Source organism: Pseudomonas sp. FP597 (assembly GCF_030687435.1).
Lineage (GTDB): Bacteria > Pseudomonadota > Gammaproteobacteria > Pseudomonadales > Pseudomonadaceae > Aquipseudomonas > Aquipseudomonas lactucae.
The window spans coordinates 496602-518759 of record NZ_CP117432.1; the positions used below are offsets into that span (position 1 = coordinate 496602).

Sequence of the window (22158 nt, forward strand, 5' to 3'; positions counted from 1 at the left end):
TCCCGTGGCCTTAGACCAAAGTACGGCGCTGCGGGGCCTTGACACCTGTGACTGCCCAGTCTTGTAGGGGCTTTACGACACGCGTATCCTCGGCGGTCCGTCGACCAACAGTAAAAGCGGAATGCCGATATGTCTGATTTGAAAACTGCCGCTCTCGAATATCATGCCCATCCTCGTCCAGGTAAGCTGAGTGTAGAGCTCACCAAAGCCACTGCCACTGCTCGCGACCTGTCGCTGGCCTACAGCCCTGGTGTTGCCGAGCCCGTACGCGAAATCGCCCGCGATCCAGAACTGGCGTACAAGTACACCGGCAAAGGCAACCTGGTTGCAGTGATTTCCGATGGCACCGCGATTCTCGGCCTGGGCAACCTCGGCCCATTGGCGTCCAAGCCAGTCATGGAAGGTAAAGGCGTGCTGTTCAAGCGCTTCGCCGGCATTGACGTTTTCGACATCGAAGTCGACTCCGAAAGCCCACAGGCTTTCATCGACACCGTCAAGCGCATCTCCATCACCTTCGGTGGCATCAACCTGGAAGACATCAAGGCACCTGAGTGCTTTGAGATCGAAAAGGCCCTGATCGAGCAGTGCGACATTCCGGTATTCCACGATGACCAGCACGGTACTGCAATCGTTACCGCCGCCGGCATGATCAACGCACTGGAAATCGCCGGCAAAACCCTGGCTGACGCCAAGATCGTCTGCCTGGGCGCCGGTGCTGCCGCGATCTCCTGCATGAAGCTGATCGTGAGCATGGGCGCCAAGCTTGAGAACATCTACATGGTCGACAGCAAGGGCGTGATCCAGTCCGAGCGTACCGATCTGAACCAGTACAAGGCGATGTTTGCCCACCCGTCGTCCAAGCGCACCCTGGCTGATGCCCTCAACGGTGCAGACGTGTTCGTCGGCCTGTCCGGCCCGAACCTGCTCAGCGCCGAAGGCCTGAAGTCCATGGCGGCCAACCCGATCGTGTTCGCCTGCTCCAACCCTGATCCGGAAATCGCCCCGGAACTGGCCCACGCCACCCGCGACGACGTGATCATGGCCACCGGCCGCTCGGACTACCCGAACCAGGTCAACAACGTTCTGGGCTTCCCGTTCATCTTCCGTGGTGCCCTGGACGTTCGCGCCAAGCGTATCAACGAAGAGATGAAAGTCGCTGCCGCCAATGCCCTGCGCGAACTGGCCAAGCTGCCGGTGCCACAGGACGTGTGCGACGCCTACGGTGGCGCCAAGCTGGAATTCGGTCGTGAGTACATTATTCCGAAACCGATGGATAAGCGCCTGATCACCCTGATCTCCGACGCCGTGGCCAAAGCCGCGATCGAGACCGGTGTGGCCACCCTGCCGTATCCGAAGAACTACCCGCTGCAAAGCGTGGATGATGTGTTCAACGGCTAAGCCGTAGACCCATAAAAAAACCCGGCTCGGAACGCCGGGTTTTTTTATGGGGAGTTTCAAGCTGCAAGCGGCAAGTTCAAGAGCAGCACATCACCGCTCTCAACTTGCCGCTTGTAGCTGACAGCTTGCCGCTCTCTAAAAGAGATCGATCGGCGCGGCCTCGTCCGCCGGCAACGGGCTGCCCGGTACCGCGCCATTGCCCAATTCATTGACCGACGGCGGCGTGTCTTCGCTCTTGAACAGTTCGAAGTACGCGTTCGGCGTGCTTGGAGAGGCTGCACGGCCACTCACCGGGTCGATTCGCAGGCTGAGGATGCCTTCCGGCTCCGGCTGAGTGTGCAGCGGCTTGTCCTTCAGGGCTGCGCCCATGTAGCTCATCCAGATCGGCAGTGCGACGGTGCCACCGAATTCACGGCGGCCGAGGCTTTCCGGCTGGTCGTAACCGGTCCACACGGTGGTCACGTAGTCGGCGTTGTAGCCGGAGAACCAGGCGTCCTTGGATTCGTTGGTGGTACCGGTCTTGCCTGCGATATCCGCGCGGCCAAGGGCCAGGGCGCGGCGGCCGGTGCCTTTCTTGATCACGTCTTCAAGGATGCTGTTGAGGATATACGTCGTGCGGCCATCCACAATGCGCTCGGCAACGGCCGGTGCTTGCGGTTCGGTCGGGGCGGCCGCTGTGGTCGGCGCGGTACCTGGCGTCGGCTCAATGGTAATGCCGCCATTGCTCGGCGCCGCCAGGCCATCGGTGGCCGCCATGCCGTTGACCACATCGCCCGGCACCCGTGGCGGGTTGGCGGTGAACAGGGTATCGCCGTTGCGGCTTTCGATCTTGTCGATCAGGTACGGCGAGATCTTGTAGCCGCCGTTGGCAAAGGTGCTCCAGCCGGTGGCGATTTCCATCGGCGTGAGCGTCGCGGTGCCCAGGGCCAGCGACAGGTTCGGCGGCAGGTCCGACTTGGCGAAGCCAAAGCGCGTGATGTAGTCGATGGTCTTGCCTACGCCCATCGCTTGCAGCAGGCGGATCGACACCAGGTTACGCGACTTGTACAGCGCCTCGCGGATGCGGATCGGGCCGAGGAAGGTGTTGGTGTCGTTCTTCGGACGCCAGACCTTGTCCAGGTACTCATCGACAAACACGATGGGTGCATCGTTGACCAGGCTGGCGGCGGTGTAGCCGTTATCCAGCGCCGCGCTGTAAATGAACGGCTTGAAGCTCGAACCCGGCTGGCGCTTGGCCTGGGTGGCGCGGTTGTAGTTGCTCTGCTCGAAAGCGAAGCCGCCGACCAGGGCACGGATCGCACCATTTTGCGGGTCGAGGGAGACCAGTGCGCTCTGGGCCATTGGCACCTGGCTGAATTTGAGGCTGTCGTCCTTCTGGCGTTGCACGCGGATCAAGTCACCCACTTGGGCGACGTCAGCCGGCTGCTTGGGCATCGGGCCCATGCTGTTGGTGTTCAGGAAGGGGCGGGCCCACTTCATGCTGTCCCAGGCCACACGGGCTTCGCCGGTGCGGGTGAGTACTTGCACGCCGTCTTTGTTCACCTGGGTCACGATGGCCGGCTCCAGGCCACTGATTGCGCGCTGCTTGCCCAGTTCGGCGGTCCAGGCGCTGAGGGTCTTGCCCGGCAGGCGTGATTCCGGGCCGCGATAACCGTGACGCTGATCGTAGGCGATCAGGCCGGAATGCACCGATTCATTGGCGATTTCCTGCAGGTTGCTCGGAACGGTGGTGGTCACACGGAAGCCTTCGGTGTAGGCGTCGCTGCCATAGCGGCCGACCATTTCGGCGCGGGCCATTTCAGCGATATACGGCGCGTTCACTTCCGGCGTCGGAACGTGATAGCTGGCATTCAACGGCTCGGCCACGGCACTTTCATAGGCGGCCTGGTCGATCTTGCCCAGCTTGTACATGCGCCCCAGGATCCAGTCGCGCCGCTCTTTGCTGCGCGCCGGGTTGGCCAGGGGGTTGAAGCGCGAAGGGGCCTTGGGCAGGCCGGCGATCATCGCCATCTGCGCCAGGCTGGCGTCGCGAATGGACTTGCCGTAGTACACCTGGGATGCGGCTTCGATGCCATAGGCGCGGTTACCCAGGTAGATCTTGTTGACGTACAGCTCAAGGATCTCGTCCTTGGTCAGCTGGCGTTCGATCTGCAGGGCCAGCAGGATCTCGGTGGCTTTGCGCGAAAAACTGCGCTCGCTGGTGAGGAAGAAGTTCTTCGCCACCTGCATGGTGATGGTGCTGCCACCGGACTGGATGTGTCCGCTCTTTACCAACTGCGTGGCGGCGCGCACCAGGCTGCTGGGGTCGACGCCATAGTGGTTGGCGAAATTATCATCTTCGGCCGACAGCAGGGCGCTGATGAAATTGGGCGGAATGTCGGCAAAACGGATCGGTGTGCGGCGCATTTCGCCGAACTCCGCGATCAGCTTTTCATCGCTGCTGTAGACCCGCAAAGGAATCTGCAACTGGATACTTCTAAGGGCCTCTACCGAGGGCAAACCCGGACTAAGGTAGAGGTAGGCCCCGCTGAGCACGAGCAGCAGCCCGCAGACGATGGCGACAATGGAGTACCCGAAAAACTTCAGCAGACGAATCAAGGCTTTTGGATTTCCAGAGAAAAGAATGGGTTAGGCGTCGGGGCATGCATGGCGAACGATGGATCAACCCGAGCTGCAGATAAAAAGCGGGAAAAAACGCTGGGCATTAAAGCATTTTCGGCTCGGGGCGTCATGCATGGCTCCCCGACATGTCGACCGAATGCACGGTGCCGGCGGCAATCAGGCGGTATGACAGGGAAAGGGTTAGGGAGTTTTATGGTAAAGGGATTTTTCAGGCGAAAAGCCGATACCTTGCTGGGTATCGACATCAATGACACCAGCCTCAAACTGGTCGAACTCGGGCGTTCAGCTGCGGGTTACAGCATCCAGGCCTATGCGACGCAGGATCTGCCGGCCCATGCGGTGGTCGACGGCGCAGTGCTCGACATCGACGGGGTGGCGCGCGCGCTGACCGCTGCTTTGTCGAGGCTGCAAAGCCCGGCGCGTGGTGCGGCGGTAGCGGTAACGGGGCCTTCGGTCATCACGCGAGTGGTCGAACTGCAGGCTGGGCTCAATGACGACGAGATGGCCTGGGTGATCCAGATGGAGGCTGAGCAATACATTCCTTACGCGTTGGATGACGTGGCCATCGACTTCCAGGTACAAGGACGCTGCGCCCAAAACCCGGCGCGGGTCGAGGTATTGCTGGCGGCCTGCCTGAAGGCACAGGTCGAATCCCGCGAGGCGGTTTTGGCGCTGGCGGGGCTGGTGCCGCGGGTGGTCGACATTGAAGCGTTTGCATTGGCGCGCGCGAGCGGTCAGGATTTCGTCAGCTTCACGCCGGGCCGTCGAGTTGATAGCGCACAGTGGGCCGTGGATATACAAGGGATGGGAGTTGCGTGCGGGCTGGCCCTGAGGAGTTTCGCTTGAAGACACGAATCAATCTTTTGCCCTGGCGCCAGGCGCTGGCGGAGCGGCGGCGCAAGTACTTTCTGGCGTTGTTGCTGGCGTTCGCCTGTGTGGCGCTGGCGGCGGTGTGGCTGGCGGACCAGGTGATCGATCGGGCGATTGACCGGCAAGTGACGCGCAACGACCATTTGGACAGAGGGGTCGCCACGCAGGACCAGCGCATCAAGACCATCGATGACTTGCAGGAGCAGAGCCAGCAACTGGCCGAGCGCATGAAGGTCGTGCAGGATCTGCACGATGCCCGCTCCTCCGGTGCCCAGCTGTTGGATCAATTGGCGCGAGCGGTACCCGATGGCGTGCATCTGCACGAAGTGGTGGCCAAGGGCGACACGCTGAGTATCAGCGGCAGTGCCGAATCCAGCCAGGATATCGCGCAGCTGATGCGCCGCCTGGAAACTGCGCAGGGGCCAGGTGCCGCCCAGCTGCGGCATGTCCGAACCGAAGCGGCGCGCGGCGGCAATGAATTCCAACTGATGGTGCGCCATGGAGAATCCGCCGAGGCCCAGCCATGAGCCTGCCCAGGCTCTACTTTTCCGCGCTTGCTCACAACGCTGCACAATGGCCCTTGCCCGGCAAGGTTCTGGCCGGCTGTGCGCTGGCCGGCCTGGTGCTGCTGGTGGGTGATCTGGCGTACCTGAGCCCTGCGCGCGAGCGCTTGCACCAGGCACAAGCGCGGGAAATGACGCTGCAGCGCCAACTCGCGGAAAAAACGCTCCAGGCGGCGGGTCTGGAGGCGCTGACTCGTCAGCTACAGCTGATGCAGGGGAAGTCCGACGGGCTGTTGCAGCAGTTGCCCGGCAGGTCCGAAATGCCTCGTCTGCTCGAAGACATCGCGCGGTTGGCGTTGGCCAATGGCGTAGTGGTCGAAAGTGTCACGCCGCTGGATGAGCAGCCTCGGGCGCTGTACGTCGAGCAACCCGTGCAGGTCAACGCTACCGGCTCCTATCACGACCTGGCAATGTTCGTCAGCGGCCTGGGTGGTCTTTCCCGGATCGCCACGGTGCATGACGTTGCCCTGCGCACTGAGGGCACGTTGCTTCGGCTTGAACTGGTGGCCAAGACCTATTGGCATACGCAACCGGTTGCCCGGCTGGGCGAGCCGGCCATGCAGGGGCAGCGCTTTGTCTATGCGGCTGGCGGTCTGCGTGACCCGTTCCAGCCACTTGCCCTGCAGGTGGTGCATGCCCTTGGGCGGCCGGCCCGCGCGCCGGATCTCTCGCGTACGCGTGGAGCCCTGGAAAACCTGGCGGTGGACCGTTTCCAAATGGTCGGCACGCTGTCACGTGGGGCGCGCGCCTATGCACTGTTGCGCGCGGCATCAACGGTACACCGCCTGGCGGTCGGTGATTATCTGGGGCCTGATCATGGCCGCGTCACCGCCATTCATGATGGCCATATCGAACTGGTCGAATCGTTTCCCGATGAACAGGGCGCATGGCTGGAGCGCTCGCGAATCCTCGTGTTAAACGTCAACTCTTAACGGAATCAAGCAAATGAAAAGGACTTTCCTGTCCTTCGGTGTGGCGCTATGGATAGCGTTCACGGCACCGATGGCTGCCGCTGTGCCCAATCGTGTGGATCTGATCCAACTGCCGGCCCCCGGCCGTGCGATGTCGGACGGCTATACCGGCGACACATTGAATCTCAATTTCCAGAACATCGAGTTGCGCGCCGTATTGCAACAGATTGCCGATGTCGCGGGCCTCAACCTGGTGGCCAGCGATGATGTGCAGGGGACGATCACCTTGCGTCTGAAGGACGTGCCCTGGGACCAGGCGCTGGATCTGGTGCTGCAGGCCAAGGGCCTGGATAAACGGGTGAAGGCCGGTGTCTTGCTGGTGGCGCCCGCCGAGGAACTGGCCGCTCGCGAACTGCTGACATTGGAAGCACGCAAGCAGATGGCCGACCTGGCGCCGTTGCGCCGGGAGCTGTTGCAGGTCAACTACGCCAAGGCGGCGGACCTGGCCAAGCTGTTTCAGTCGATGACAGGGTTTGAAGGCGCCACCGACGAACGCGGCTCGGTGGCGGTGGATGACCGCACCAACAACATCATCGCCTACCAGACCAGTGAGCGGCTTGAGGAGCTGCGGCGGATAGTGGCGCAACTGGATATCCCCGTGCGCCAGGTGATGATCGAGGCGCGGATCGTCGAGGCCAATGTCGACTATGACAAAAGCCTGGGCGCACGCTGGGGCGGCGCGATCAACCGTGGCAACTGGGCCGCCGGCGGTATCCGCAAGCCTGTGCCGGACGGTGAGGCGCCGCCGGAAAACCTGCCCAGCTCGCCGTTTGTCGACCTGGGTTCGCTCACCGGCACCTCCGGCCTGGGCATTGCCTACATCACTGACAACCTGCTGCTGGACTTGGAACTGACGGCCATGGAGAAAACCGGCAACGGTGAAATCGTCTCGCAGCCCAAGGTGGTCACCTCCGACAAGGAGACCGCACGCATCCTCAAGGGCACCGAAATTCCCTATCAGGAGTCCACCTCCCAGGGCGCCACCTCCGTGTCGTTCAAGGAGGCCTCGCTGTCCCTGGAGGTTACCCCGCAAATCACCCCAGACAACCATGTGATCATGGTGGTCAAAGTCACCAAGGATGAGCCTGACTACCTGAACAAACTCAACGATGTGCCGCCGATCAAGAAAAACGAGGTCAACGCCAAGGTGCTGGTCAAGGATGGCGAAACCATCGTCATCGGCGGGGTTTTCTCCAATACCCAGAGCAAAGTGGTAGATAAAGTGCCATTTTTGGGCGATGTGCCGTATCTTGGCCGCCTTTTCCGGCGCAATGTGCTGGCGGAGAAAAAATCCGAGCTGCTGGTATTCCTGACTCCGCGTATCATGAATAACCAGGCGATTGCTGTGAGTCGTTGATTCTGTGCGAAATTTGATTCTTGTAGGGCCGATGGGGGCTGGAAAAAGCACCATCGGCCGTTTGCTGGCCAAAGAGTTGCGCCTGCCGTTCAAAGATTCCGACAAGGAAATTGAATTGCGCACGGGTGCCAATATCCCATGGATCTTCGATAAAGAAGGCGAACTGGGCTTTCGTGACCGCGAGCAGGCGATGATCGCCGAGCTGTGCGGCTGCGACGGCGTAGTATTGGCCACTGGCGGTGGCGCGGTAATGCGCGATGAAAACCGTCGGGCGCTGCATGCCGGCGGACGGGTGGTCTACCTGCATGCGTCGGTCGAACAACAGGTGGGCCGCACCGCCCGTGATCGCAATCGCCCGTTGTTGCGCACGGCCAACCCGGAAAAAACCTTGCGCGACCTGCTGGCGTTGCGCGATCCGCTGTATCGGGAAATCGCCGATCTGGTGGTGGAAACCGATGAGCGGCCGCCCCGGATGGTGGTTCTCGATATCCTCGAGCGTCTGCAACGGCTGCCACCCCGTTAAAGCCAGGCCCGAAATGCGCTATTCTCGGCGGCGCGCCATGACCCTGTGAGGTGTGGCGTAGAGCCATCAGGCAGCGGACGTTGCCGACCGTCAACTATCTCTAACGCGGGGACACATGCAGACACTTAAGGTCGATCTAGGCGAGCGTAGCTACCCGATCCACATTGGCGAAGGTCTGCTGGACCAGCCCGAGTTGTTGGCGCCGCACATTGCCGGGCGACAAGTGGCGATCATTTCCAATGAAACGGTCGCGCCACTGTATCTTGAGCGTTTGAGTCGCAGCCTGGCGGCCTACTCGGTGATCTCCGTGATTTTGCCCGACGGCGAAGCCCACAAGAACTGGGAAACCCTGCAACTGATTTTTGATGGCCTGCTGACGGCACGTCATGACCGGCGTACCACTGTGATCGCCCTAGGCGGCGGTGTGATCGGCGACATGGCCGGTTTTGCGGCGGCTTGCTACCAGCGTGGCGTAGACTTTATCCAGGTGCCGACCACCCTGCTGTCCCAGGTCGATTCGTCGGTGGGCGGCAAGACCGGCATCAACCACCCGCTGGGCAAGAACATGGTCGGTGCGTTCTACCAGCCGCAGGCCGTGCTGATCGACACCGCGACCCTCAACACCCTGCCACCGCGCGAGCTGTCGGCCGGTCTGGCGGAAGTCATCAAGTACGGGCTGATCTGCGATGAGCCGTTCCTGACCTGGCTCGAAGAGCACGTGGATGCGCTGCGCAACCTCGACCAGGCGGCGCTGACCGAAGCCATTTCCCGCTCCTGCGCCGCCAAGGCGCTGGTGGTGAATGCAGACGAACGGGAGTCCGGCGTGCGGGCTACCCTGAACCTGGGGCATACCTTCGGCCATGCGATCGAAACGCACATGGGCTATGGTGTGTGGTTGCATGGTGAGGCCGTGGCGGCTGGCACGGTGATGGCATTGGAGATGTCGCACCGCCTGGGCTGGATCAGTGCCCAGGAGCGTGATCGTGGTATCCGCCTGTTCCAGCGCGCCGGCTTGCCGGTTATTCCGCCGCAGGAGATGACCGAGGCGGACTTCCTCGAGCATATGGCGATAGACAAGAAAGTGATCGACGGTCGACTGCGACTGGTGTTGCTGCGCCACATGGGCGAAGCGGTGGTGACCGACGATTATCCGAAAGAGATTTTACAGGCCACGCTGGGAGCGGATTACCGCGCCCTGGCCCAGCTTAAAGGTTAATAAGATCGCGATGACTAGTTTGCATGCCGACGAGGCGTTCCTCGGCCATTACCACCTGAGCCACGACCCTTTTGCGCCACGGGTGCCTGGCTTCAAATTTTTCCCGGCCCAGCGCAAGCCAGTGCTGGGGCAACTGCATCACCTGGCGCGCTACAGCCAATTGCTGCTGGTTGTGACCGGTCCGCTGGGCAGCGGCAAGACCTTGCTGCGCCAGGCCCTGGTGGCCAGCACCAACAAGCAGTCAGTACAGAGCGTGGTGGTGTCGGCCCGTGGCGTCGGTGATGCGGCGGGCGTATTGGGCCAGGTTGCCCAGGCTCTGGATGTGGCCAATGCCGAGCCGAATGCGATCCTCAAGCAAGTGGTGCAACTGGGCCTGACCGGCCAGGAAGTCTACCTGCTGGTGGATGACGCCGAGCAGCTCGACGAATCGGCCCTGGAAGCGCTGCTGGCGCTGGCGGCGGGTACGCCCGAAGGCCGTCCGCACGTATTCCTGTTCGGTGAATCATCGCTGATCGCCGATCTTGAGCAATTGAGCGGCGATCAGGAGCTGTTCCACGTCATCGAATTGCAGCCGTACGAAGAGGACGAAACCCGCGAATACCTGGCTCAACGCCTCGAAGGCGCCGGGGCCGGTATCGAACTTTTCTCCGCTCAACAGATCTCTGATATTCACGACAGCGCAGGCGGCTGGCCCGGCACCATCAACCAGGTTGCCCGCGATGCGATGATCGAAGCCATGATTGCCAGCCGCTCTGCGGTCAAGCGTCCAAAGATGGGGTTCACTATGCCTAAGAAGCACGTATTGGCGATTTCCGCTGTTGTCGTGGTCGCTGTAGCCGCTGCCTGGTTGATCCCGGGTCGCAACAAGGCACCGACCACCGCCGGCGCGCCAACCGAACAGGCGCAGTTGCCACTGGGCAAGCCTACTCCTAACGTTGAGTTCGCCAACTCCGGCCAACCCACCAACCTGCCAATGGTCGGCCAGCCGGTGATGCGCGGCCCGCTCGCCGAAGAAGCCGGTGGCATCGCCGAGGGCGACGACGGCGTGCCGGTGGAAGGCTCCAGCGCCACCCCGCCGACCGTGACCACCACCGCGCCGCCTGCGGGCGTGCCAGCGGGTCAACCGGCCGCCAAGCCAGTGCCGGCGCAGACACCTGCACCGACGGTCGCGACCGCCAAGCCGGCACCGGTTGCCAAGCCTGTGGCACCGGCTCCTGCCGCCAAACCGGCGCCTGCGGCCAAGCCTGCGGAAAAACCGGTCACCGTCGCCAAGGCCGGCGCTGCTGGCGGTAGCTGGTACGCCAGCCAGCCAAGCGGCAACTTCGTGGTGCAGATCCTCGGCACCAGCTCCGAAGCCAACGCCCAGGCGTTCGTGAAAGAGCAGGGCGGCGAGTACCGTTATTTCAAGAAAGTGCTCAACGGCAAGCCTCTCTACGTGATCACCTACGGCAACTTCGCAAGCCGCGCCGCCGCCGATTCTGCGATCAAAGCCTTGCCAGCGAAGGTTCAGGCTGGTAAACCTTGGCCTCGCACTGTCGCCAGCGTTCAACAAGAACTCGCGACAACTCGCTGAAGATCCGGCGGCCTTACCCAGGCCGCCCTCCCGGCACCTCAAAATTAAAACCGCAAGTGCGTGCGACCTCTACAGGCCGCGCGCTTTGTGGTGTCTGCGTCATAGTAGCTTTTGAGTCGTAGCGGTCAGAATTAAAAAAGTTTTGACTAGCACAGCATATCGCTTTAAACCTTTCATAAATGCGACATAGATTTGCGACATTTCGTCGCTAAATTTGTGAGCCTCTGTGTCGGTGTGTACAATGACCTCCCTTTTGCCCCCGCTAAGCCGGCGTACGTTCGGCGTGGAAGGTAACCGGTTGAATTGAAAAGAAATTTGCCTCGGTATAAGAGGCAGCCTGGTGAGAAAGTGTCTATGAAAGCAGGTCTGTACCAACCCGATGAATTCAAGGATAACTGCGGTTTCGGCCTGATAGCCCATATGCAGGGCGAGCCCAGTCATACCCTTTTGCAAACGGCCATCGAGGCCCTGACCTGCATGACCCACCGCGGTGGGATCAACGCCGACGGCAAGACCGGTGACGGCTGCGGCTTGCTGATTCAAAAGCCCGACCTGTTCCTGCGCGCAGTCGCCAAAGAGCATTTCGCGATCGACCTGCCCAAGCAGTACGCCGTGGGCATGGTGTTTTTCAACCAGGACCCGGTCAAGGCCGAAGCCGCTCGCGAGAACATGAACCGCGAGATCATCGCTGCCGGCCTGCAACTCGTCGGCTGGCGCAAAGTGCCGATCGACACCAGCGTCCTCGGCCGCCTGGCCCTGGAGCGCCTGCCGCAGATCGAACAAGTGTTCATCGCGGGCGACGGCCTGAGCGATCAGGACATGGCGATCAAGCTGTTCACTTCGCGTCGTCGCTCGTCCGTGGCCAACGCCGCCGACACCGACCACTACATCTGCAGCTTTTCCCACAAGACCATCATTTACAAAGGCCTGATGATGCCGGCGGACCTCACCGCCTTCTATCCGGACCTGAGCGATGAGCGCCTGCAAACCGCGATCTGCGTGTTCCACCAGCGCTTCTCCACCAATACCCTGCCGAAATGGCCGCTGGCCCAGCCGTTCCGCTTCCTCGCCCACAACGGCGAGATCAACACCATCACCGGCAACCGCAACTGGGCCGTGGCCCGTCGCACCAAGTTCGCCAACGATCTGATGGACCTGGAAGAACTCGGCCCGCTGGTCAACCGCGTGGGCTCCGACTCCTCCAGCATGGACAACATGCTCGAACTGATGGTCACCGGCGGCATCGACCTGTTCCGTGGCGTGCGCATGATCATTCCGCCTGCGTGGCAGAACGTCGAGACCATGGACCCGGACCTGCGTGCCTTCTACGAGTACAACTCGATGCACATGGAGCCGTGGGACGGCCCGGCCGGCGTGGTCATGACCGACGGTCGCTACGCGGTGTGCCTGCTCGACCGTAACGGCCTGCGCCCGGCGCGCTGGGTCACCACCACCAACGGCTTCATCACCCTCGCGTCGGAAATCGGCGTGTGGAACTACCAGCCCGAAGACGTGATTGCCAAAGGCCGTGTCGGCCCAGGCCAGATCCTTGCCGTGGACACCGAAACCGGGCAGATCCTCGACACCGACGCCATCGACAACCGTTTGAAGTCACGTCACCCGTACAAGCAATGGCTGCGCAAGAACGCCCTGCGCATCCAGGCAACCATGGAAGACAACGACCACGGTTCGGCCTTCTACGACATCGACCAGCTCAAGCAGTACATGAAGATGTACCAGGTCACGTTCGAAGAGCGCGACCAGGTGCTGCGTCCGCTTGGCGAGCAAGGCTACGAGGCGGTCGGCTCCATGGGCGACGACACGCCGATGGCCGTGCTGTCCCAGCGCGTGCGCACGCCGTACGACTATTTCCGCCAGCAGTTCGCCCAGGTGACCAACCCACCGATCGACCCGCTGCGCGAAGCCATCGTGATGTCCCTGGAAGTGTGCCTCGGTGCCGAGCGCAACATCTTCCAGGAATCGCCTGAGCATGCTTCCCGCGTGATCCTCAGCTCGCCAGTGGTTTCCCCGGCCAAGTGGCGCTCGTTGATGAACCTGGATCGCCCAGGCTTCGACCGCCAGATCATCGACCTGAACTACGACGAGAGCCTCGGCCTTGAGGCCGCGGTGCGCAACGTCGCCGACCAGGCCGAAGAAGCCGTGCGCGCCGGGCGTACCCAGATCGTGCTGACCGACCGCCACATCGCGCCGGGCAAGCTGCCGATCCACGCGTCGCTCGCCACTGGCGCGGTGCACCACCGCCTGACCGAAAAAGGCCTGCGCTGCGACTCCAACATCCTCGTCGAAACCGCCACTGCCCGCGACCCGCACCACTTTGCGGTGTTGATCGGCTTCGGCGCTTCGGCGGTGTACCCGTTCCTCGCGTACGAAGTGCTGGGTGACCTGATCCGTACCGGTGAAGTACTGGGCGACCTCTACGAGGTGTTCAAGAACTACCGCAAGGGCATCACCAAGGGCCTGCTGAAGATCCTGTCGAAGATGGGCATCTCTACCGTTACCTCGTATCGCGGTGCGCAACTGTTCGAAGCCATCGGCCTGTCCGAAGAAGTCTGCGACCTGAGCTTCCGTGGCGTGCCAAGCCGCATCAAGGGCGCGCGTTTCGTCGACATCGAAGCCGAACAGAAAGCCCTGGCAGCCGAAGCCTGGAGCGCGCGCAAGCCGATCCAGCAAGGCGGCCTGCTCAAATTCGTGCACGGTGGCGAATACCACGCCTACAACCCGGATGTGGTCAGCACCCTGCAAGCTGCTGTGCAGCAGGGCGACTACGCCAAGTTCAAGGAATACACCGCGCTGGTGGATAACCGCCCGGTGTCGATGATCCGCGACCTGTTCAAGGTCAAGACCTTGGACACACCGTTGGCCATCAGCGAAATCGAACCGCTGGAATCGATCCTCAAGCGCTTCGACTCCGCCGGTATTTCCCTGGGTGCCCTGTCGCCGGAGGCACACGAAGCCCTGGCCGAAGCCATGAACCGCCTGGGTGCGCGTTCCAACTCCGGCGAAGGCGGCGAAGACCCGGCGCGCTACGGCACCATCAAGAGCTCGAAAATCAAGCAGGTCGCCACCGGTCGTTTCGGTGTGACCCCGGAATACCTGGTCAACGCCGAAGTGCTGCAGATCAAGGTCGCCCAGGGCGCCAAGCCCGGTGAAGGCGGCCAGCTGCCAGGCGGCAAGGTCAACGGCCTGATCGCCAAGCTGCGTTATGCGGTGCCGGGCGTGACCCTGATTTCGCCACCGCCGCACCACGACATCTATTCGATCGAAGACTTGTCGCAGCTGATTTTCGACCTCAAGCAAGTCAACCCGCAGGCGCTGGTCTCGGTGAAACTGGTGGCGGAAGCTGGCGTGGGCACCATTGCCGCCGGTGTGGCCAAGGCCTATGCCGACCTGATCACCATCTCCGGCTACGACGGCGGCACCGGCGCTTCGCCGCTGACCTCGATCAAGTACGCCGGTGCGCCATGGGAACTCGGCCTGGCCGAGACCCACCAGACCCTGCGCGGCAACGACCTGCGCGGCAAGGTGCGGGTACAGACCGACGGCGGCCTGAAAACCGGCCTCGACGTGATCAAGGCTGCGATCCTCGGCGCCGAAAGCTTCGGCTTCGGCACCGCGCCGATGATCGCCCTGGGCTGCAAATACCTGCGCATCTGCCACCTGAACAACTGCGCGACGGGCGTTGCGACTCAGAACGAAAAGCTGCGTAAAGATCACTACATCGGCACCGTCGACATGGTGGTGAATTTCTTCACCTACGTCGCCGAAGAGACCCGTGAGTGGCTGGCCAAGCTGGGTGTGCGTTCGCTGGAAGAGCTGATCGGGCGTACCGATCTGCTGGAAATCCTCGAAGGCCAGACCGCCAAGCAGCATCACCTGGACCTGACGCCGCTGTTGGGCAGCGATCACATCCCTGCCGACAAGCCGCAGTTCTGTGGCGTTGAGCGCAACCCGCCGTTCGACAAAGGCCTGCTGGCCGAGAAGATGGTCGCGATGGCCGGTTCCTCGATCAGCGACGCCAGCGGTGGTGAATTCGCCCTGGATATCTGCAACTGCGACCGTTCCATCGGCGCACGCGTCTCCGGCGAAATCGCGCGCAAGCACGGTAACCAAGGCATGGCCAAGGCACCGATCATCTTCCGCTTCAAGGGCACTGCGGGCCAGAGCTTTGGCGTGTGGAACGCCGGCGGCCTGCACATGTACCTGGAAGGCGACGCCAACGACTACGTGGGCAAGGGCATGACCGGCGGCAAGCTGGTGATCGTTCCGCCTAAAGGCAGCGTGTACAAGACCCAGGACAGTGCCATCATCGGCAACACCTGCCTGTACGGCGCCACCGGCGGCAAGCTGTTCGCCGCCGGTACCGCCGGTGAGCGTTTCGCCGTGCGTAACTCCGGTGCCCACACCGTGGTGGAAGGCACTGGCGATCACTGCTGCGAGTACATGACCGGGGGCTTTGTCGCGGTACTGGGCAAGACCGGCTACAACTTCGGCTCGGGCATGACCGGCGGTTTCGCCTACGTGCTCGACCAGGACAACACCTTCGTCGACAAGGTCAACCACGAGTTGGTCGAGATCCAGCGCATCAGCGGCGAAGCCATGGAGTCCTACCGGAACCACTTGCAGCACGTGCTGGACGAGTACGTCGAGGAAACCGGCAGCGAATGGGGTCGTAACCTCGCCGAGAACCTCGATGATTACCTGCGTCGTTTCTGGCTGGTCAAGCCCAAGGCTGCCAACCTGAAATCGTTGCTTTCCAGCATCCGTGCCAACCCGCAGTGATATGCGCCTGAAGAGTTTGATGAGGTTTTAACATGGCTGAACGTCTGAATAACGACTTCCAGTTCATCGATGTCGGGCGCAAAGATCCGAAGAAGAAACTGTTGCGTCAACGCAAGAAAGAGTTCGTGGAAATCTACGAACCCTTCAAACCCCAGCACTCGGCCGACCAGGCCCACCGCTGCCTGGGGTGCGGTAACCCGTATTGCGAATGGAAGTGCCCGGTGCACAACTTCATTCCCAACTGGCTCAAGTTGGTGGCCGAGGGCAACATCCTCGCGGCCGCCGAGCTGTCGCACCAGACCAACACCCTGCCGGAAGTCTGCGGCAGGGTTTGTCCCCAGGACCGTCTGTGCGAGGGTGCGTGCACCCTCAACGACGGCTTCGGCGCGGTGACCATCGGTTCGGTGGAGAAGTACATCACCGACACCGCGTTCGCCATGGGCTGGCGCCCGGACATGTCCAAGGTCAAACCGACCGGCAAGCGTGTCGCAATCATCGGCGCAGGCCCTGCCGGCCTGGGTTGTGCCGACGTGCTGGTGCGCGGCGGCGTGACCCCGGTGGTGTTCGACAAGAACCCGGAAATCGGCGGCCTGCTGACCTTCGGCATCCCCGAGTTCAAGCTGGAAAAAACCGTACTGAGCAACCGTCGTGAAGTGTTCACCGGCATGGGTATCGAGTTCCGTCTCAATACCGAAATCGGCAAGGACATCACCATGGAACAACTGCTCGCCGAATACGATGCCGTGTTCATGGGCATGGGCACCTACACCTACATGAAAGGCGGTTTTGCCGGTGAGGACCTGCCGGGCGTGTATGACGCGCTCGACTTCCTGATCGCCAACGTCAACCGCAACCTGGGCTTTGAAAAGTCGCCGGAAGATTTCGTCGACATGAAAGGCAAGAAGGTCGTGGTGCTCGGCGGTGGCGACACCGCGATGGACTGCAACCGCACCTCGATCCGCCAGGGTGCCAAGTCGGTGACCTGTGCCTACCGTCGTGACGAAGCCAACATGCCCGGCTCGCGTAAAGAGGTGAAGAACGCCAAGGAAGAAGGCGTGAAATTCCTCTACAACCGCCAGCCGATCGCGATTGTGGGTGAAGACCGCGTCGAAGGCGTGAAGGTGGTCGAGACCCGTCTCGGCGAACCGGATGCCCGTGGCCGTCGCAGCCCCGAGCCGATCCCGGGTTCCGAAGAGATCATCCCGGCCGACGCCGTGGTCATCGCCTTCGGTTTCCGCCCAAGCCCGGCGCCGTGGTTCGAGCAATTCGAAATCCAGACCGACAGCCAGGGCCGCGTCGTCGCCCCGGAACAAGGCCAGTACAAGCACCAGACCAGCAACCCGAAAATCTTCGCCGGTGGCGACATGGTGCGCGGCTCTGACCTGGTGGTGACGGCGATCTTCGAAGGCCGCAATGCCGCCGAAGGGATCCTGGACTATCTGCAAGTCTGACCCCGATCCCGGGTTGAAATGGGTTTAAAGTGTGGGAGGGGGCTTGGCCCGATAGCGGTGGTTCAGTTAAAGATACTGAGACTGACACACTGCAATCGGGGGCAAGTCGAATCGTCGCACCGCCCCTCCCACATTTGATTTGCAGCGCTTTCATGTCCGCTACAAATTGACCCGATAGACAAAAGGCACGGCTCACTCCGTGCCTTTTGCGTCGCGCTCTGAGAAAATGCCCGCACTTTTTTTGCGGATGCCGACATGACTGCCCTCAAGAACGACCGTTTCCTTCGTGCCCTGCTCAAGCAACCCGTAGACGTCACGCCCGTATGGATGATGCGTCAGGCCGGTCGCTACCTGCCGGAATACCGCGCCAGTCGCGCCCACGCCGGCGATTTCATGAGCCTGTGCATGAACCCGGAGTTCGCCTGCGAAGTCACCCTGCAGCCGCTGGACCGCTACCCGCAGCTGGACGCGGCCATCCTCTTCTCCGATATCCTCACCATCCCTGACGCCATGGGCCAAGGCCTGTACTTCGAGACCGGCGAAGGCCCGCGTTTCAAGAAGGTCGTCAGCACCCTGGCCGATATCGAAGCCCTGCCGATCCCCGATCCGCACAAAGACCTCGGCTACGTGATGGACGCCGTGAGCACCATTCGCCGCGAGCTGAACGGCCGCGTGCCGCTGATCGGTTTCTCCGGCAGCCCCTGGACCCTGGCCACCTACATGGTCGAAGGCGGCTCGTCGAAAGACTTCCGCAAGACCAAGGCCATGCTCTACGACAACCCCCAAGCCATGCACCTGCTGCTCGACAAACTGGCCCAGTCGGTCACCGCTTACCTCAACGGCCAGATCATGGCCGGCGCGCAAGCCGTGCAGATATTCGACACCTGGGGCGGCAACCTGTCGGCGGCAGCGTACCAGGAGTTTTCCCTGGCCTACATGCGCAAGATCGTCAGCGGCCTGATCCGCGAACACGAAGGCCGCAAAGTGCCGGTCATCCTGTTCACCAAGGGCGGTGGCCTGTGGCTGGAGAGCATTGCCGACGCGGGTGCCGATGCACTGGGCCTGGATTGGACCTGCGATCTGGGTGAGGCCCGCCGTCGTGTCGGCAACCAGGTTGCGCTGCAAGGCAACATGGACCCGACCGTGCTCTATGCCAAGCCGGAAGCGATCCGCGCCGAAGTCGGGCGCATCCTGGCCAGCTATGGCAAGGGCACCGGGCATGTGTTCAACCTGGGTCATGGCATTACGCCGGAAGTGAACCCGGAGCATGCGGGCGCGTTCCTGCGTGCGGTGCACGAACTGTCCGCGCAATATCACGAATAAAACACTGATCAAAAATGTGGGAGGGACTTGCCCCCTCCCACATCAAAAGCAAAATCGCGTCAGGCCTTCACATGCCCCAACGGCGGCAACTTCGCCAGTCTCAACGCCACCATCAACGCGCCAATCAACAACGCCACGATAAACCCGCCAATCCCATTCCACCCGGCCAAGTGCCAGAAAAATCCGCCCGCCGTCCCGGCAATACTCGACCCCGCGTAATAGCTGAACAGGTACAACGATGACGCCTGCCCCTTGGCTTTCAGCGCACGGCGGCCGATCCAGCTGCTGGCTACCGAGTGGGCGCCGAAGAAGCCGAAGGTGAACACCAGCATGCCGGGTATCACCAGCCACAACGGCGTGAAGAGGGTCAGCGCCATACCGCCGAGCATCAGCACGATGGTCGCCCACAGCACGCGACGGCGGCCTAGGCGGTCGGCGAGGGAGCCGATCTTGGCTGAGCTGTAGATGCCCGACAGGTACACCAACGACAGCAGGCCGACCGCGGCCTGGCTCAGGTCGTAGGGGGCGGCCAACAGGCGATAGCCGATGTAGTTGAACAGGGTCACGAACGCGCCCATCAGCAGGAAGGCTTCGAGGAACAGCCACGGCAGGCCCGCGTCCTTGAAGTGCATGACAAAGCCGTCCAGCAGGCTGCGCGGCTTGAGGCTGCGAGCGCGGAAGTTGCGCGATTCGGGGAGGATCTTCCAGAACACCGTGGCCGCGATCAGCGCCAGCGCGCCGATGATCAGCATTGCGGTGTGCCAGCTGACGAAGTCGATCAATACACCGATGATCAGGCGGCCGCTCATGCCGCCAATCGCGTTGCCGCCGATGTACAGGCCCATGGCCAGGCCGATGTGTTGCGGGTGGATCTCTTCGCTGAGATAGGTCATCGCCACGGCAGCCAGGCCGCTGAGCGACAGGCCCACCAGTGCACGCATCAGCAGGATTCCTTCCCAGGACGGCATCAGGCCGCTGGCAATCGTGGCCAGCGCTGCGCAGAACAGCGCAGCGACCATCACCGGTTTGCGCCCCAAGGTGTCGGAAATCGGCCCGGTGATCAGCAAGCCCAGGGCCAGCATCGCAGTGGCCACCGACAGAATCAGGCTGCTTTGCGCCGCATTGATGGCAAACTCGTGGGACAGCGCGGGCATCATCGGCTGCACGCAATACAGCAGGGCAAAGGTGGCAAAACCGCCGGAGAACAGCGCCAGCACGGTACGCATGAACATCGGCGTGCCTTTTTCGATGAACTCGTCATTGAGCTGAGCCACCACCTCATCCAGTGCGGTGGGCGGGACTTCTTGAGCAAGTGAAGCGGCGGCAGATTTCACGGGGACCTCGGGAGCAAAGCCTGGCAGTGCTGGCAATGCAAAAAAGAATATAGCTGGCTAATGATTCTTTCCAATATATTGTTCGACCTGTTTGATAGCTTTTGCGACCTAATGGGGTTTACATGGAATTGCGTCATCTGCGGTACTTCATCGCCGTCGCCGAAGAGCTGCACTTTGGCCGCGCCGCGCAGGTGCTGGGCATCTCGCAACCGCCACTGAGCCAGCAGATCCAGGCGCTGGAGCAGGAGGTGGGCGCGCGGTTGTTCGAGCGCACCAATCGTCGGGTTGAGCTGAGTGAGGCAGGGCGCCTGTTCCTGCACGAAGCGCGGTTGGTGCTGGCCCAAGTGGATAAGGCGTCGGATGTAGCGCGGCGCGCACAGTTGGGTGAGTTGGGGGAGTTGAAGATTGGCTTCACCTCTTCCGCACCGTTCAACGCCAGTATTCCCCAGGCGATCTTCGCATTTCGCCAGGCCTTTCCGGCGGTGCATCTGAACCTGCAGGAAATGAGCAGCACCGAAGTGGCCGAGTCGCTGGTGGATGAGTCGATCCAGGTCGGGTTGATGCGGCCATTGCCGCTGCCGGATTCGTTAAGTGTGATCGAGCTGATGCGCGAACCCTTGGTCGCCGTATTGAACGCCGGTCACCCGCTGGTGGAAGGCAGCGACGGTGGCCTGTGTCTGCGGCAGTTGGCTGACGAGCCTTTTGTGTTTTTCCCACGTAGCTACGGTAGCGGCCTTTATGCCCAACTGCTCAGCCTGTGCCGCGACGCCGGCTTCAGCCCGCACGTCGCCCAGGAAGCAGCAGAGGCGATGACCATCATCGGCCTGGTGGCGGCGGGATTGGGCGTATCGGTATTGCCGGCGTCTTACCAGCGCATTCGCATCGATGGAGTGGTGTATCGCACCTTGCTCGACCCGGAGGCGGTGACGTCGGTGTGGCTGGTACAGCGCAAGGGTGCGCAGACGCCGATGGCGAATGCGTTTGTGGAGCTGTTGACGCGTAAGACGGTGGTGTAGGCCCTGTCACATATCAGGTAACGCAACGGGCTTAGCTATTCGCCGGAAACTTGCGCAGAATCGCTTTTTTCAAGCGAGTGATAGGGGTGGCACTTCTGTATCAGCCCAAGGAGGGCAGCGTGTTGATATGTGATTTCCGAGGCTATGAGGTCCCGGAAATCATCAAGATCCGGCCGGTTATTGTGATACGTAAGCACCGAACCAATAAGTTGCTGGTGACGGTTGTTCCTCTGAGTACGACTGCTCCGCAAACGGTGCTGGCGCATCATTTACAGCTCGACAGTCATCTTCAAGGCGCGAGCCCGATCTGTTGGGCGAAATGCGACATCGTAGCGACCGTTAGTCTGGGGCGACTCGATAGAATTAAAAGCAAAGACCGGCAGGGCAAACGAACTTACAAAATTGCGGAGCTTTCCCATGAGCAGTTTTCAGCCGTAAAGGTGGCAGTACGTAGTGCTTTGGGGGTGTGATGAGCTGAGCGGTGCACGAACGGCACTTTGCCACGTGTTGCAGGAGAGCTGATTTCAGGCATACTGCCCGAGTTCCCGAAAGGGGCTTGTGAGACTCTGAGGATCCTGGGCAACCAGCCGTCGCAGAGCCAGGCAGGAGGCGGCGATGACAAGCCAACCTGTTTGTGAAGAGGGCGCCGAAAGGCGCCCTTTGTCGTTTCTGAAGGATTGAACGCCTCAGTTCTGCTTGGACGTCCCGGTCTGCTCAAACAATTGCGCCGCCGAGCCCTGCTCGCCACTCACGCCATTGCTGCGCAAGCCGGCCATGATGTCGCTGTCCAGGTTGTTCACCCAGCGGTTGTAGTTGCGATGGATCTTGCCGTCCTTGTAGCCCAGCGCACGGCTGTCGCGGTAGGTGATGGCATAGCTGCTGCGGGTATAGCGGATGTCGATGGCCGCGTAGTACTGGTTACGCACGGTGATTTCGGCCTGCACCAGTTGTGGGCTCAGGCGCTGTACGGTCCACTCGCGTTTTTGCAGGGCGTTGACGATGACCTGTTTCATTTTTTCTTCGCTGACCTGGGTGTCGGCCTGCAGGTCGTGCTGGGTGTTGAGCACGGGTTTGCTGGTGCAACCGGCGGCGGTCAGCAGGGCCAGGGTGATCAGGGTGGCGCGTAGCAAGGAAGACATTC

The 22158-nt window shown here is 61.6% G+C and carries 15 protein-coding genes and 1 pseudogene; 13 read left to right on the plus strand and 3 right to left on the minus strand.

Annotation, left to right across the window (positions count from 1 at the left end; genetic code table 11):
- Positions 1–129 precede the first annotated feature (129 nt).
- Positions 130–1398, plus strand: coding sequence for a malic enzyme-like NAD(P)-binding protein (locus tag PSH66_RS02200; RefSeq protein ID WP_027605010.1), 1269 nt, complete (start codon positions 130–132; stop codon positions 1396–1398).
- Between the two features lie 135 nt (positions 1399–1533).
- On the opposite strand, the gene PSH66_RS02205 is transcribed toward PSH66_RS02200, so the two are convergent.
- On the minus strand, positions 1534–3993 hold the full coding sequence (locus PSH66_RS02205; RefSeq protein ID WP_370694840.1) for a penicillin-binding protein 1A: 2460 nt from the start codon (positions 3991–3993) through the stop codon (positions 1534–1536).
- 219 nt (positions 3994–4212) lie between these two features.
- Between PSH66_RS02205 and pilM the strand changes: the two genes are divergently transcribed.
- From pilM to hemE, 10 genes and pseudogenes are all read left to right on the plus strand, one after another.
- The gene (pilM, locus tag PSH66_RS02210) at positions 4213–4866 is read left to right on the plus strand and encodes a type IV pilus biogenesis protein PilM (RefSeq protein ID WP_003171218.1); all 654 of its coding nucleotides are present in this window, start codon (positions 4213–4215) and stop codon (positions 4864–4866) included.
- Complete coding sequence (locus tag PSH66_RS02215) at positions 4863–5417, plus strand: PilN domain-containing protein (protein ID WP_042944063.1); 555 nt, start codon at positions 4863–4865, stop codon at positions 5415–5417. Before pilM ends, PSH66_RS02215 begins: the two co-directional genes overlap by 4 nt.
- The gene (locus tag PSH66_RS02220; RefSeq protein WP_003171220.1) at positions 5414–6385 is read left to right on the plus strand and encodes a pilus assembly protein PilP; all 972 of its coding nucleotides are present in this window, start codon (positions 5414–5416) and stop codon (positions 6383–6385) included. The genes PSH66_RS02215 and PSH66_RS02220 overlap by 4 nt, the downstream gene beginning before the upstream one ends.
- A 148-nt stretch (positions 6386–6533) precedes the next feature.
- A pseudogene (locus tag PSH66_RS02225) lies at positions 6534–7781 on the plus strand (type IV pilus secretin PilQ); the annotation flags it as partial.
- A gap of 4 nt (positions 7782–7785) precedes the next feature.
- Positions 7786–8304 (plus strand): shikimate kinase AroK, encoded by a 519-nt coding sequence (gene aroK / locus PSH66_RS02230; protein ID WP_003171222.1) that lies wholly within the window; start codon positions 7786–7788, stop codon positions 8302–8304.
- 115 nt (positions 8305–8419) lie between these two features.
- Positions 8420–9520, plus strand: coding sequence for a 3-dehydroquinate synthase (aroB, locus tag PSH66_RS02235; RefSeq protein ID WP_003171223.1), 1101 nt, complete (start codon positions 8420–8422; stop codon positions 9518–9520).
- A gap of 10 nt (positions 9521–9530) precedes the next feature.
- A complete protein-coding gene (locus PSH66_RS02240; RefSeq protein WP_003171224.1) occupies positions 9531–11093 on the plus strand; it encodes an SPOR domain-containing protein in 1563 nt (520 codons plus the stop codon).
- Positions 11094–11447: 354 nt separating this feature from the next.
- A complete protein-coding gene (gltB, locus tag PSH66_RS02245; RefSeq protein ID WP_305428296.1) occupies positions 11448–15893 on the plus strand; it encodes a glutamate synthase large subunit in 4446 nt (1481 codons plus the stop codon).
- A 32-nt stretch (positions 15894–15925) separates the two neighbouring features.
- Entirely contained in the window at positions 15926–17344 is a 1419-nt protein-coding gene (locus PSH66_RS02250) for an FAD-dependent oxidoreductase (protein WP_003171228.1), read from the plus strand.
- A gap of 255 nt (positions 17345–17599) precedes the next feature.
- Complete coding sequence (gene hemE, locus PSH66_RS02255) at positions 17600–18667, plus strand: uroporphyrinogen decarboxylase (protein ID WP_003171229.1); 1068 nt, start codon at positions 17600–17602, stop codon at positions 18665–18667.
- A 59-nt stretch (positions 18668–18726) separates the two neighbouring features.
- Here the strand turns inward: hemE and PSH66_RS02260 are convergent, their stop codons facing one another.
- The gene (locus tag PSH66_RS02260; protein WP_370694841.1) at positions 18727–19953 is read right to left on the minus strand and encodes an MFS transporter; all 1227 of its coding nucleotides are present in this window, start codon (positions 19951–19953) and stop codon (positions 18727–18729) included.
- A 170-nt stretch (positions 19954–20123) separates the two neighbouring features.
- On the opposite strand from PSH66_RS02260, the gene PSH66_RS02265 reads away from it, so the two are divergent.
- Both PSH66_RS02265 and PSH66_RS02270 read left to right on the plus strand, forming a co-directional pair.
- Complete coding sequence (locus tag PSH66_RS02265) at positions 20124–21017, plus strand: LysR family transcriptional regulator (RefSeq protein ID WP_305428298.1); 894 nt, start codon at positions 20124–20126, stop codon at positions 21015–21017.
- 86 nt (positions 21018–21103) lie between these two features.
- A complete protein-coding gene (locus PSH66_RS02270; protein ID WP_042944068.1) occupies positions 21104–21487 on the plus strand; it encodes a type II toxin-antitoxin system PemK/MazF family toxin in 384 nt (127 codons plus the stop codon).
- 216 nt (positions 21488–21703) lie between these two features.
- On the opposite strand, the gene PSH66_RS02275 is transcribed toward PSH66_RS02270, so the two are convergent.
- Entirely contained in the window at positions 21704–22156 is a 453-nt protein-coding gene (locus tag PSH66_RS02275) for a hypothetical protein (protein ID WP_305428299.1), read from the minus strand.
- Between the last annotated feature and the right edge of the window lie 2 nt (positions 22157–22158).